The sequence below is a fragment of the Clostridium sp. FS41 genome, from assembly GCF_000954015.1.
Taxonomy (GTDB): Bacteria; Bacillota; Clostridia; order Lachnospirales; family Lachnospiraceae; genus Enterocloster; species Enterocloster citroniae.
Window position 1 is genome coordinate 1 of sequence record NZ_JYHN01000094.1, and the last position, 14,020, is coordinate 14,020.

11 protein-coding genes are annotated in these 14,020 nt (G+C 33.6%); all 11 read left to right on the forward strand.

Annotated elements, in window-relative coordinates; translation table 11 throughout:
- Positions 1-264 precede the first annotated feature (264 nt).
- The 11 genes from CLFS41_RS28240 (at position 265) to CLFS41_RS28290 (ending at position 14,015) form a co-directional block, all read left to right on the forward strand.
- Entirely contained in the window at positions 265-1,914 is a 1,650-nt protein-coding gene (locus CLFS41_RS28240; protein WP_045094262.1) for an O-antigen ligase family protein, read from the forward strand.
- 52 nt (positions 1,915-1,966) lie between these two features.
- Positions 1,967-3,340, forward strand: coding sequence for a sugar transferase (locus CLFS41_RS28245; RefSeq protein WP_045094263.1), 1,374 nt, complete (start codon positions 1,967-1,969; stop codon positions 3,338-3,340).
- Positions 3,341-3,651: 311 nt separating this feature from the next.
- A complete protein-coding gene (locus CLFS41_RS29225) occupies positions 3,652-4,665 on the forward strand; it encodes a glycosyltransferase family 2 protein (protein WP_052665918.1) in 1,014 nt (337 codons plus the stop codon).
- A 1-nt stretch (position 4,666) separates the two neighbouring features.
- Positions 4,667-5,815: a glycosyltransferase gene (locus tag CLFS41_RS28255; RefSeq protein ID WP_045094264.1), complete on the forward strand. Its 1,149-nt coding sequence runs from the start codon at positions 4,667-4,669 to the stop codon at positions 5,813-5,815.
- The gene (locus tag CLFS41_RS28260; protein WP_052665920.1) at positions 5,787-6,797 is read left to right on the forward strand and encodes a hypothetical protein; all 1,011 of its coding nucleotides are present in this window, start codon (positions 5,787-5,789) and stop codon (positions 6,795-6,797) included. Before CLFS41_RS28255 ends, CLFS41_RS28260 begins: the two co-directional genes overlap by 29 nt.
- 19 nt (positions 6,798-6,816) lie before the next feature.
- Positions 6,817-7,617, forward strand: a complete 801-nt coding sequence (locus CLFS41_RS28265) for an ABC transporter permease (protein WP_045094265.1) — start codon at positions 6,817-6,819, stop codon at positions 7,615-7,617.
- Positions 7,618-7,630: 13 nt separating this feature from the next.
- Positions 7,631-8,377 carry an ABC transporter ATP-binding protein gene (locus CLFS41_RS28270; RefSeq protein WP_045094266.1) on the forward strand — a complete coding sequence of 249 codons (747 nt, stop codon included), beginning with the start codon at positions 7,631-7,633 and terminating at the stop codon, positions 8,375-8,377.
- 14 nt (positions 8,378-8,391) lie between these two features.
- Positions 8,392-9,435, forward strand: coding sequence for a glycosyltransferase family 2 protein (locus tag CLFS41_RS28275; protein WP_045094267.1), 1,044 nt, complete (start codon positions 8,392-8,394; stop codon positions 9,433-9,435).
- Positions 9,436-9,437: 2 nt separating this feature from the next.
- A complete protein-coding gene (locus CLFS41_RS28280; protein ID WP_045094268.1) occupies positions 9,438-12,134 on the forward strand; it encodes a CDP-glycerol glycerophosphotransferase family protein in 2,697 nt (898 codons plus the stop codon).
- A 26-nt stretch (positions 12,135-12,160) separates the two neighbouring features.
- Positions 12,161-12,883: a CMP-N-acetylneuraminic acid synthetase gene (locus CLFS41_RS28285; RefSeq protein WP_242856936.1), complete on the forward strand. Its 723-nt coding sequence runs from the start codon at positions 12,161-12,163 to the stop codon at positions 12,881-12,883.
- A 22-nt stretch (positions 12,884-12,905) separates the two neighbouring features.
- Positions 12,906-14,015 carry a hypothetical protein gene (locus CLFS41_RS28290; protein WP_045094269.1) on the forward strand — a complete coding sequence of 370 codons (1,110 nt, stop codon included), beginning with the start codon at positions 12,906-12,908 and terminating at the stop codon, positions 14,013-14,015.
- Positions 14,016-14,020: the final 5 nt, after the last annotated feature.

Here is a 14,020-nt window from a genome sequence, read left to right on the forward strand (position 1 = left end):
TGAAATTCCTTTATTGCATTACGAGTTGATTATACTTCGGATAAGGAAAATTATCGGGAGGTGCATAATAAAGGTTATAAATACTGGGGGTGAATGCTGCTGGGAGGTAATTTATTAATATGGATAAACATAGAAAGATTAGGTTTATTTTACTAAACTAATATAAAAATGCAACAGTTTTTGTGAAGTCATAAAGTTGCGTTATTAAGGGTAAAATGATATACTATTATATGTTCTCAAAACTAAAAGGAGAAAGTAAGAACGATGGAAGACTTGAAAAAAAATACTAATTCCTGTGTTAATGGGAATTTGATATCTGACTGGAAGAGGATAAACTCGATTGTAGTTGGCCTTTTTACATTACTTATCTTAGCCGGGGTACCGGTGATATTCCGTGATTACTATTTTGATATTTTGACATTTAAATATCACTTCTATTGTGCTGTTGTTATTTTAATGGTGCTTGTACTGCTCATTGTTGCCATTATTTTCATAAATATAGACAATCGGAATTATGAGGGAAAAAATAGGGCTGCTATTATAAACGGGATTAACATAAGGTCGCTGTCAGCGGCCGATTGGGCAATGTTGGCTTTCTTCATGGCAGTGGTAATATCTACGTTTCAATCAGATTATTTTTATGAATCCTTTTGGGGAAATGAAGGAAGATACTGTGGTTTGTTTTTGATTATTCTCTACACAGTAAGCTTTTTTATAATAACAAAATGTCTGCGGTTTAAGCAGTGGTATTTGGATGTTTTTCTGGCAGCAGGTATGATAGTCTGCATAATAGGGATTTTGCACTATTTTCAGATTGATCCCATAGGGTTTAAAACGGACTTAACGGATAAGGATTATCATAATTTTACATCTACCATAGGTAATATTAATACGTATACATCATACATTGCTATAGTGACTGGCATGTCTTCAATTCTGTTTGTTAATGAGAAGAAAATCTATAGGAAAATTTGGTACCTGATTTGTATGGTTGTATCATTATTTTCATTAATCACAGGAATTAGTGATAATGCGTATCTGGCTTTGATGGCTTTATATGGCCTTCTGCCTTTGTACTTGTTCTCCAATTTGAAGGGATTTAAGCAATATGTATTAATGTTGGCTATTCTAATCTCTGAGTTTCAGCTGATAGATTTTGTTATGCAAAAATTTCCAAAACATGTGATGGAAATTAGTGGTTTATTTAATATTGTATCAGGTTATAGCAAATTGATTTATGTTGTGCTTATACTCTGGGGAATGACTGCGATATTATATGTCCTGGATTATGTTTTGGGAAAAGGTAGAATGGATAGGGGAGAGAGCAATATTGGAAGACTTATCTGGCTGGCAATAATAGTGATTGTAGCTGCCTTAATGGTCTTTGTTCTATATGATGTTAATGTCAAGGGAAATATAAATCGATACGGTTCATTGTCTGGATATTTATATTTTGATGATGATTGGGGGACTCATAGGGGATATATCTGGAGAATTGGATTGGAAAGCTACCAGCGTTTTCCTCTTATTCATAAAATATTTGGATATGGTCCTGATACGTTTGGTATCATTACACGATATAATTATTATGATGAAATGGTAAAATTATATGGTGAGAAATTTGAAAGTGCCCATAATGAATATCTGCAATATTTTATTACAATTGGAGTGGTGGGACTGTTAAGTTATTTAAGTTTATTAATTGTTTCAATCTGGAAAATGATGAAAGAGATGAAAAGGGAGCCATCTGTAGTGGCAATTGTGTTTGCTGTTATTTGTTATGGAGCTCAGGCATTTGTTAACATTAGTGTACCGATTGTTGCACCTGTTATGCTGACGCTGTTAATGGTAGGTTTATCAATGATACGTGAAAGGCCACTACCTTTTCCAGAAGATACCGTTGCCGGGGATTAATATAGATGGTATACTGGATTAGACACTTATAATGATTTTGAGGAAAATACAAGTGAAAAAATACGATCAGTATAAACGATTGATAAAATTTCTCTTTTCATTTAATGCAATTTTCTTTGTTGTAATAGTTTACTGGTTTGTGTGGAACGGCTACTATAACAAGATTATTGAAAGACCTTTCTGGCGGCGGGGAAATTGGCTGATAGTAGTTTTGTATGCTGCATTACTGACTCTATTTTATAAAACCTATGGTGGGTTTAAAATAGCATATTTAAAAAAGGGAAATTTGATCTGGTCTCAGATCCTGTCAATTATCTTTGTAAATATAATAACATATATACAGATATCGCTTATTGACCAGAAGCTTCATCCGTTTTATCCGATGATGCTGATGAGTCTCATTGAGTTTGCCATAGTTGCGTTGTGGGCAAACATATTTCAGTGGTTATATCGAAAAATGTTCCCGCCAAAGAAACTTTTGTTGGTATATGGTAATCGTCCGGCATTTCATTTGCGTGAAAAAATTAATTCCAGGGAAGACAAATATTTTCTGAAAGATGCTGTCCATATCAGCATAGGGGAAGAAGAGATTATGAAGATGGCAGTTCACTATGATGCGATTATCATAGGGGATGTTTCCGCTCATGAGAGAAACCTTCTGATGAAATTATGTTTTAAGGAATCTATCCGTACATATAGTGTCCCTAAAATATCAGATATTCTGATTCGTACATCTACAGAACTGGATATTTTTGATTCACCATTACTGTTGTCTAGAAATGAGGGGCTTCATATAGAACAGCGCCTTATAAAGCGTCTGATGGATGTCCTGTTTTCAATAATAGGATTGATCATATCATCACCATTTTTTGCGGTGATTGCAGTAATAATAAAGTGTACGGACAGAGGTCCAGTATTTTACCGTCAAGATCGGCTGACCCAAGATGGAAGAGTGTTTAGCATCTGTAAATTCAGAACCATGGTGCAAGATGCGGAAAAGAATACAGGTGCCCGGTTGGCATCAGACGATGATGACAGGGTTTTACCGGTAGGGAAGTTTTTGAGAAGAACCAGATTGGATGAACTGCCACAGTTATGGAATATCTTAAAAGGGGAGATGTCGGTTGTTGGCCCTAGACCAGAGAGACCTGAACTGGCAGAGAAGATAGAAGATGAGATACCGGAATTTAACTATAGGCTGAAAGTAAAAGCCGGATTAACTGGTTACGCACAGATATATGGTAAGTATAATACATCTTCTTATGATAAGTTAAAACTGGATTTGTCTTATATAAGAAAATATTCGGTTTTTTTAGATTTAAAGTTGATCATAATGACTCCTAAGATAATGTTTATGAAGGAAAGTACAGAAGGAGTAAAAGGGGAGAACGGGGAATATAATAGCAATGATAGTTCTACGATATAACGAAAGAAAGTGTATGTTTTTTGTTATATAGGGGGGATATATCGGATACTGTCCATAAGGTTTGGATATCATGTAAAAATTGAGGTCAAAGAATTCTGAAATATATGTTTCAGATTCTTTGGCCTTTTTTGTTTGGCCAGTTTTTGATATTTTTGGGATTTGAATGAAACCTCCTATCCCAAAGTGTTGCCTTCGCAAAAAATCAAAATTAGAAGCCACTACTGCACGTCTAAGTAACTATCAATTCTATTCATTTTATAGGAATTAATAGGTTAGACGTTTTTTTCGATATAAACATTAGGGAGATTGACATGGCGCGGTTGACGATTATAGTTCCTGTTTTTAACTGCGAACTATACATTGGCCCTTGTATAGAAAGCATCTTAAAACAAACATTTGTTGATTACAAGATAATAATAATTGATGATGGATCAACCGACAACACTTCAGCAATTATAAGTTCATACCTATTGCAGGATTGTCGGATTTATTACTTCTATCAAAATAACAAGGGCGTGTCTGCAGCTAGGAATAAAGGAATTCAACTAACAGATACACCGTATGTTATGTTTGTAGATAGTGATGACATTTTAGACCGCACTATTTGTGAAAGACTTATTGGTAAGATGGGGCAACAGACAGACCTTGTTGTTTGTGGATTTAGACGTTGCTTTTATAAGAATGACAAGTTAAAGAAAACAATCGATATTATACCGGATTGTTCACTAATCCAAAGTTTAGATGATTGGTCTGAAAATTATGGAAGGTTGTACGAAAATACGCTATTGATCTCTGTATATGCAAAAATCTTTCGGACAAATATAATAAGGGAATATAATCTTTATTTTAAAGAAGAGTTATGTCTGGCTGAGGATGTCATATTTAACCAATCTTATCAACGCTTTTGTTCTTCTATCACATTGATAAATGAGCCTTTATACATTTACAACAGTCGTTTTAATTGCTTGAGTCTAACTAGCAAGTCAAATAATAAAAGGTTCCAAATTGCAAATTTTGTTTTAGAGGAAACCAAACGTTTTTGTATTCAAAAAGGAATTTATAGCAATAGTCAGAATTATATTTTTAAAGTCTATTTTAAGGATTGTATAAATTACCTGGAATCCTTAACATGGAAAGGGCGTTTAACGGAAGCTGAGAAAATGTTATCAAATTCCACTTTTAAGAGCGTTTTAAATAGAAAATCATTATATCTTAAATTTGATGTATTAATATATAGTTTAATTTTTCATTCTAGGAATAAGTTCCTTATAAGCGTTTTCGCCAGTATACGAAAGAATATTAAACGCATAATCAGAGGAGGATAACATGGAACTACAGCAGAAAAAATATCTGATTACAGGAATGACTCCAAATGCTGGCGGGATTGAAGCCTTTATAATGAATTTTTTACGATATTCAGATAGAAAAAAACTACATTTTGATTTTATTGTGAATTTTGAAGAAACAATTGCTTTTGAAGAAGAACTTTTGGATTATGGATGCTCCATATATAGGCTTCCGGGAAGAAAAAAACATCCTATTTTTCATTATATTCAGTATTTCCGGTTCTTTAAAACCTATGCCAAAGTTTATGATGGTATTTATTGTAACTTGTTATCATTGACAAATATAGATGATATGCGTTTTGCCTATAAAAATCGGATTCCAAACATTATTGCTCATGCTCATAATAATAATGATGTAGAAAATCCTTGCTTAGGAATAAGACCTTTTCTCCATAAACTTCATAAGAAGAGAGTGATAAAGTCATCTACATTACTTTTATCCTGCTCTGAATCCGCAGGAAAATGGATGTTTGGAAAAGATACATCATTCCAAGTCATAAATAACGCAATTGATTTGGGGAAATTTGTTTTCTCAGAATTAGATAGGAATATAATCCGAAGAAAGAATAATATTGATCCATCAACTTTGGTTCTTGGGAGTGTTGGCCGATTAGAAACTCAAAAAAACCCTTTGTTTTTAATTGATATCTTTTATCATGTAAAGCAGATTTGCCATGACAGCATGTTTCTGCATATAGGAAACGGTAGTTTTTATGACGAAATGAAAAAAAAAATAGCTAGATACCATTTGCAGGATTCTTATATACTTTTGGGAAGTTTAGAGGATACCTCCCCTTTCTACTCAGCAATGGATGTTTTTCTTTTCCCTTCTTTATATGAAGGGCTTGGAATCTCTCTAATAGAAGCGCAGGCAAATGATGTTGTTTGTTTTATCTCTGATACTATACCAGAAGAAGCAATTCTTATAGAAAATAAATGTTTTTCATTTCCTCTTTCTATGCCTGCTGTTGATTGGGCAAAAAAAATATTGCAGCAAGAAGATTTAATTAAGAAAGAACGAAGAGATAATTTTACTTTAATATCAGATAAAGGGTACGATGTAAAAACTGAAATTAAAAAGTTGGAGCGAATAATCTGCAATGAAAAAAATAAAGCAAATTATACTTGAAGATATCGAGGAAAAAAATCTAACAGCTGGATGTAAGGCAAAAGATGATATTAGGAAAATTCTAAAATATCCTGTCTTCCGATGCTATAAGAGATATTTTCATAACAATATCATGAATTATTTATTTAGTATCCCAAGATTACTACTGCACTTATCAAATTTATATAATGCTGAATCAATAGTACTACAATATCCATTTTATACGCACCCGTTTTTTAATAAGTTTTGTTATTCGCTTCTGCCTAGAAAAGCTTGTGTTTTAATTCATGATGTCAATAGCCTACGCTATGGACGAAACGAGAAGGAGATAAGAAAGGAAATACAACAATTAAACCATTTCCGTACCCTGATTGCTCACACTCCGCATATGAGCACTTGGATGCGAGCGAATGGAGTCACGTCCTCGATTATTGAATTGGGTATTTTTGATTATGTAACATCTGGGAAAAAAAATCCTCAAAGGATAGATTATAAATTGCCTTACACAGTGGCTTTTGCAGGTAACTTGGGAAAAAGTATTTTTTTAAAACAACTGATTACCCTATCTTCTGAGTCCCTGGTTTTTCGCCTGTATGGACCTAATGCACCCACATATTTATCCAATAATGCTGACTATCAAGGGGCATTTGAAAGTGATGAACTACCTGATATTCTCCAAGGCCATTTTGGGCTTGTGTGGGATGGATCTTCCTTACAGGAATGTGAAGATGTATCAGGAAATTATTTGAGATACAATAGTCCCCATAAATTTTCACTGTATATGGCAGCTGGAATGCCTGTAATTATAGGATCAGAATCGGCTTTGGCCGCTTTTGTTGAACAAGAAAAAATAGGGATTGCGCTTTCTGATTTGACAGACCTCCCAGAGCGGTTGGCTCAGATATCTTTTGATGAGTATTCAGAAATGAAAGCCAATACAGAACAAATACGAAAGAAAGTACAATCTGGCTATTATATTAAACATGCTTTAAAAAAGAATTGATTTTATGATGGGAGTTACTATGGTTCAATATATTGAAAGAATGGCTGCCCGGCTAAAAAACTCATGGCAGTATAGAGATCTTTTAAAACAGTTAGTAATAAGAGATATTAAGCTAAAATATAGAAGAAGCTTTCTTGGATATTTATGGAGTGTACTAAATCCATTACTTATTATGCTAGTTATGACAATTGTATTTTCCACCATGTTTTCAAGGAATATTGAAAATTTTCCTGTTTATTTATTTACAGGACAAGTATTGTTCAATTTTATGAACACATCTACTCACCAAGCGATTTTTTCAATAACCGGTAATAGTGCTCTCCTAAAAAAAACATATGTACCTAAATACATCTTTACAGTTTCTAAAATAACCAGCGGTTTGGTTGACTTTCTCTTTTCGCTAGGGGCTTTAGTTATTGTAATGTTGGCAACCCATGCTCCATTCACAAAATACATTCTTCTATTTCCATTTGTCGCCATACAACTATATTTATTTTGTGTTGGATTAGGAATGTTTTTAGCACAGGCAAATGTATTCTTTAGAGATATTCAATATATCTACAACGCAGTTACTACTGCATGGATGTATCTGACTCCTATATTTTACCCAGTCGAAGCACTTCCGTCCGAAGTTCTATGGTTTGTAAAGCATTTTAATCCAATGTATTTCTATGTCGGTCAGTTCCGAGACTTGGTTTATTATGGGAGAATGCCTGGACATGTAATTATTCTGGCTGGCTGCACTACCTCTGTGGTAATGCTAATCATTGGTGTATGGAGTTTTATGAAAAGCCAGGACAAGTTTATTTTATATATTTAGCAGGAGAATTTCAATGAAAAAAAAATCAGTCATGATTGAGGTGGATCATGTAACAATAAGATTCAATCTCGCCAGTCAGAAAATTGACAATTTAAAAGAATATTTTATCAAGCTAATAAAGAAAGAATTGATGTTCCAAGAATTTCTTGCTGTCAAGGATGTAAGCTTTCAAGTTCACGCAGGTGAAGCTTGGGGTATCATAGGTACAAATGGTTCAGGAAAATCAACATTGTTAAAAGCAATCAGTGGAATCTTAAAGCCATATAAAGGGACGATTTCTGTGCATGGTAACGTTGCTCCTCTAATCGAACTAGGAGCAGGGTTTGACCCTAATATGACTGCCAGAGAGAATATCTTTTTAAATGGGTGTGTTCTGGGCCATTCTGAGAAATATATGCGCGAGCATTTTGATGAAATTGTAGAATTTGCAGAATTATGGGACTTTTTAGATTCGCCAATAAAAAACTATTCATCTGGTATGCGTGCACGTCTAGGTTTTGCAGTGGCGACAATGGTAAAGCCCGAAGTTTTAATTGTGGATGAGATACTGTCTGTCGGTGATTTTAAATTTCGTCAAAAGTGCGAAAAGAGAATGAATGAGATGTTAAGCGGAGGAACCACATTATTATATGTATCTCATTCCATAGACGAAGTCAAACGTCTTTGTAAGCAGGCGCTTTGGCTGGAAAAAGGTGTTGCCAGGATGGCTGGTGATGCACAGACAGTATGTAACGCATATATGGAAAGTTTAAAGGCTTAATGGAGAGATGAGGTATGTGTAAAGTATCTATCATTGTAGCAGTCTATCAAGGAGAACTTTATATAAAAGAGTGCCTGGAAAGCCTTTTACTACAAGATTTAGATGATTATGAAATAATTTGTATCAACGATGGTTCTACGGATTATACAGAAATGATTATTTTAGAAATGCAAAAGTCCTTTTCAAAAATCCGGTATATTTACCAAAAAAACTCAGGTGTCAGTGTAGCAAGAAATAAGGGTCTGGAACAAGCAGCTGGAGATTATGTAATGTTCGTAGATGCTGACGATTACCTTAAGAATAATTCTTTGAAATTTTTATATGAAACTATCATCGATTCAAATGCTGATATTTTAGTTTTTGGAGGTAGAACTGACTGCCCCTTTAAGACTCCCGAATGGATTCGGTATGCCTTTTATACACGAAATCGTATATATGAATATTTCACACCTGAAATTCTTTTTAATGAAAATGGTACTCGCCCTTCTGTTTGCAATAAATGTTTTCGTAAAGAGACTATTGGAAATAATATGTTCCCTGAAAATATATCTATTGCAGAAGACCTTGTATTCTTATTCCTTGTTTTTCCAGAAGCCAGAAAAATCTGTTTTTGTAAAAGAACTGTTTATTGTTATAGAATTACAAACAAAGCATCAGCCATGCATACTATTTTGGATCAGCCGGAAATTAAATTTCAGAATCATTTAGCAGCTGCCGAAATCATTATAGACTCTTGGAAAAGGAATGGTTATCTGACTTCCACATATAAAGACATAGTCTTATGGATGGCTGATTTTTTAAAGGGGCCTTATGAAAGATTAGATGTCAAGCAAAAATTATCATACAAAAAGAGAATAGATAATATTTATGACACCCTAAAAGTACCGGAAAGCTGCAGGATAGTGCTTTGTTCATCCACTTCCTCATCCGCTGAAAAACAGAGAAGCCTTCTAGGTCGTATAAATCTAATTATAAAAGATATTCAATTACTGGGTGTTAGAGGTGAAATTGAAAATTTAATTTATAAGATTTTTTTTAGGAGACGTGAAAGTAAGTGAACATGAATACAAATGGTAAATTAACATATGCCTATAAATTTTCTATTGTAATTGCAGTTTATAACGTTGAACCTTTTCTTAAAGAGGCAATTGACAGCATTATAAAGCAGGATATTGGTTTTATAGATAATGTACAAATAATATTAATCGATGATGGTTCTAACGATAATTCTGCTAGCATTTGTGACAGCTATCATAAACAATATCCCCAAAATATTATAGTCAGGCATAAAAAAAATGCAGGGGTATCAGCCGCCAGAAATGACGGTCTGAAATATATAGAAGGTGAATATGTCAACTTTTTAGATGGGGATGATAGACTTTCAACAGATACGTTAAGCAATGTATATAAGTATTTTGACCAATGGAAATATGAAATTAATCTGGTAACGATTCCTCTTGTCTTTTTCGAAGGAAGAACAGGACAACATATACTGAATGATAAGTTTAATAAGGGATCTCGTGTGATTCACTTAAATGAGGAGCCCAATTATCCTCTACTATCATTATCAGCATCTTTTGTAAAGAATGAAGTGGCTAGAAATATTGTATTTGACGAATGTTTGGTTACAGCTGAAGATGCTAAGGTAATTATGGAAATATTACTCCAATCTATGCATTACGGAGTCGTAAAAGAGGCTGTTTATTGGTATAGGCGGCGTTTAACTGGACAGCGATCTGCAATACAAAGTTCCCTTAGTTCTCTTACATGGTACAAAAATTATATGGACTACTTTGCTTTATGGGCAATTGATCATTACTCTAAGCATTTGAAATATATTCCTCCTTTCGTCCAATATACTTTAATGTATGATCTCCAATGGCGCTTTTTAATGGAGCATCTCCCTCATGATATATTAAGTGCCTCAGATATAAAAGAATATAAACAATCCTTAGGCCAGGTGCTGCAGCATATTGAGAATAAAGTAATTCTCTGTCAGCAGAATTTGTCAATTGAACAAAAACTGTATGTTCTTAAATTGAAATATTTAAGCCAGCCCAGGATAGTCACTACTAAAAATGATCTTGATTACTATTATTTAGATGAAAAAGTTTATTCTCTATCAGCTTTACCAGTCAATATTGCCTTTATTACGTTAGATGAGAATTATTTAGAGATAGAGGGTTTTGTTGTCTCATTAGGGAACGAACTCTTTAATCATTACCAAATTTTATCTCTGGTTGATAATAAATATATAAAATGTTATATGGATCAAACAAAAGAAGTGATTTATTCATTAGATGATGAAATTGCACGGAAAATTAAATTTAAGTTAAAGATTCCACTTCAGAAAAAGCATTATAGTGAAATCAAATTTTTTTGCCAGGTTAATGATCATTTAATAGAAATAAAAAATCTTAAGTTTCAAAAATTTTCACCATTACAAAATGCAATGTGGAATTCCTATTATGTATGTGGAAATTTTATTTTAACTTATTTGGATAACAAACTTATTTTAACTCCTTATTCTCTCTTTAAACATGTATACAGAGAATTATCTTATTTAAAGGGACTTTACTTCAAAAGGAATACGGCTGCCCGTAAAGCGATTATACTCAGAAGCCTTTATCACGTCCGTTGCCTGCTTCCACAGAAAGAGGTATGGCTTATATCTGACCGTGTGGACAAGGCTGATGATAATGGAGAAATGCTTTTTCGTTTTCTCAAAGAGCATCCTGATAAAAAAATATATCCTGTTTATGCAATCGCAAAGACAAGCAGGGATTATACAAGGATGAAACAATATGGAAAGATAATTTCTTTTGGGGGATGGCGTTACAAATGGCTTTATCTTTGCGGTGCGAAAATAATCTCATCTCAAGGAGAAGATTATGTTTACCGCCCGTTCTTAGGAAATACCGTGTATTATAGCGGTATTGTACAAAACAGTCATTTTGTCTTTCTACAACATGGTGTTATTATAAATGATTTATCACACTGGCTTAACCGGTTTGCTAAAAATATTCATCTGTTTGTAACGACAACAGACCCCGAAAAAAAGTCCATCTTGGAGTATAACTACCAATATAGTGAAAAGCAGGTGAAACTAACGGGGCTTCCGCGACATGATTTTCTGTATCATGACGAAAAAAAATATATTACTATTGCCCCTACATGGCGTTCTTATTTAGTTGGCGAAATTAACTCTGTAACTGGGAAACGGCAGGTTAATGATGGATTTGAAAGGAGTTGTTATTGTATCAATTATTCCAGCCTACTGACGAATAAAAAATTAATTGAGGCAGCAAAAAAGTATGGATATACAATACGCTTTATCAGTCATCCCAATATGGATGAAACGACCTCTCAACTCCAAGCACATTCATCCATTCAGACTTTATCCATGAAAATAGAGACATATCGCAAAATTTTTGCTGAAAGCTCATTATTAGTCACGGATTATTCATCTATAATTTTTGATTTTGCTTATTTAAGAAAGCCTTCCGTATACTTTCAATTTGATAAAGATGAATTCTTTGTCAAACAAAAGACTTATGACAGCGGATATTTTGATTATGGTAAAAATGGATTTGGTGAAGTAGAATTCAATAGCGATGAAATGGTGGAGAGGCTGATTGAATATATGGCAAATGGATGTCAGTTAAAGGACCTATATAGAGACCGTATTGAACAGACATTTCCATATTCCGATCAGGAGAATTGTTTACGTGTTTATAAAGCGATAAAAAATATATAAAAAATATTAAATTAAGGAGGTAGCATATGACTGAGATAAGGTGTTCAGCATTATTAACAGGGCGAGGAAATAATACTTTAGTAGATAAAAATGTACGAGAGGTGCTTGGGTGCCCGGTTCTATATTATCCTGCTAATTCCGCTGTTAAGTCTCATGTAATTGATGATTTCTGGTGTAGCAGTGATGATGAAAAAATTCTATCTTCTGCTGAAGAACTAGGGTATAAACGGATTGTACGTCCGGCAGCGCTAGCACTCCCTACATCGCAACATAAGGACTGCATCTTACATGGATTACAAGTGATGGAGCAACAAAATCTGCTTCCGGAAATTGTAGTAGTCTTGCTTGCAAATAATGTTACAGTAAAATCGCAATGGATTACTGATTGCGTGAATATTATGAAGAAAGATATGAGTATTTCTGCAGTAATACCGGTTTATGAGGATAATGATCATCATCCGCTTAGAGCTAAAGGCTTAAATCCTGATGGATCATTATGTATGTATGAAAAGAATGTTACTGGAAAAATATCAACAAACCGCCAGGATTTACCATCCTGTTATTTCTGTGCTCACAACTTCTGGGTACTTAATACAGCGACTGTATTGTCAGATGAAGGCGGGCAGGAGCCCTGGGATTTTATGGGAAATAGAATCATGCCATACATAATTGAGGAATCCATTGATATTCATCATGAGGAGGATTTATTCCTTGCCAGCATGTGGATTGAAAAAAATTATACCGATTAGAGCTTGAGGATTGGAGAATTATATGAAATGTAAACGAAAATATCTGTTTTGCTGTGAATCAAGCTTTCAGCTTTTTAATGCAATAAATATAAAAATGAATCTGTTCCAAAAGGAAAAAGCAGATTTATATTTATCAGATCAAACGGATTTTTCCGCTATTGTTGATAAACTTAAGCAGATAAAAATTTTTGAAAATGTTTGTCTTATAAATAGTAAACCCATATCAACCAGATTCTATAATTCTAGGCTTGAGGAACAGATAAATTATTTTAGACATCCAGAAATACTCTTAGACGGTATACCTAATCATATTTTGTATGATGAATATTTTATACCAATTGATCACATATTCTGGAAACTGCTGTTCTATAGACAATTAAATAGCACCAAAGCCCCACCCATAATCCACTTTTATGAGGAGGGATTGCGAACATATACTATGGATATAGAGACTAAAGAAATGAATGAAGCATTTAATCAGAATTATTATGGTGCTCAATCATTTGCAAAAAGTATTGTCGATTTTTATGTGTATGAACCAAAACTTTTTTCCAATAGCCATTATCTGGAAAATGTTTTTGCCATTCCAAAAGTTGAGGATATGAATTCAGAATTTGTGAATATCCTACTACATATATTTCCTACTTGTAAACCTCCTGATGAAAAGTTTATATTTTTTGAAGAATCATATTTGGGAGATAAATGTCTTTCTAATGACGTACAATTATTTGATCAAATTGCAAAAATTGTAGGAAAAGAAAATATAATTGTAAAGCTGCACCCTCGCAATAAAATTGATAGATTTTCAATAAGGGGTTATAAGGTTTTACCCAATCGGACGACTCCCTGGGAAGTTCAGTTATTACGGGGAGAATATGCTAATAAATTTTTTATCACTGTGTCTTCAACAGCATCCCTCTCTCCTATGTTAGTTTATAATCAGGAAGTTAAATCAATACATCTTTTAAAAATGTTTATTGGTAAATCTCCTTTATTGCAGGATTCACTTTTTCATTTGTTTTATACTAATATGGTATCTCTATATAACTCTAGAACGATTAATATTTATCAGCCATATTGTATTGAAGAATGCAAGGAAGTTCTGAATTACTGGATAAGCCAATTTGGATAGGAGCC

What these genes read in the sequence shown, in the direction of transcription:
- CLFS41_RS28255 (WP_045094264.1), top strand. Translation starts at nt 4,667, where the DNA reads ATGGAACTACAGCAGAAAAAATATCTGATTACAGGAATGACTCCAAAT.
- CLFS41_RS28285 (WP_242856936.1), top strand. Translation starts at nt 12,161, where the DNA reads ATGACTGAGATAAGGTGTTCAGCATTATTAACAGGGCGAGGAAATAAT.
- CLFS41_RS28280 (WP_045094268.1), top strand. Translation starts at nt 9,438, where the DNA reads ATGAATACAAATGGTAAATTAACATATGCCTATAAATTTTCTATTGTA.
- CLFS41_RS29225 (WP_052665918.1), top strand. Translation starts at nt 3,652, where the DNA reads ATGGCGCGGTTGACGATTATAGTTCCTGTTTTTAACTGCGAACTATAC.
- CLFS41_RS28270 (WP_045094266.1), top strand. Translation starts at nt 7,631, where the DNA reads ATGAAAAAAAAATCAGTCATGATTGAGGTGGATCATGTAACAATAAGA.
- CLFS41_RS28290 (WP_045094269.1), top strand. Translation starts at nt 12,906, where the DNA reads ATGAAATGTAAACGAAAATATCTGTTTTGCTGTGAATCAAGCTTTCAG.
- CLFS41_RS28240 (WP_045094262.1), top strand. Translation starts at nt 265, where the DNA reads ATGGAAGACTTGAAAAAAAATACTAATTCCTGTGTTAATGGGAATTTG.
- CLFS41_RS28260 (WP_052665920.1), top strand. Translation starts at nt 5,787, where the DNA reads ATGAAAAAAATAAAGCAAATTATACTTGAAGATATCGAGGAAAAAAAT.
- CLFS41_RS28265 (WP_045094265.1), top strand. Translation starts at nt 6,817, where the DNA reads ATGGTTCAATATATTGAAAGAATGGCTGCCCGGCTAAAAAACTCATGG.
- CLFS41_RS28275 (WP_045094267.1), top strand. Translation starts at nt 8,392, where the DNA reads ATGTGTAAAGTATCTATCATTGTAGCAGTCTATCAAGGAGAACTTTAT.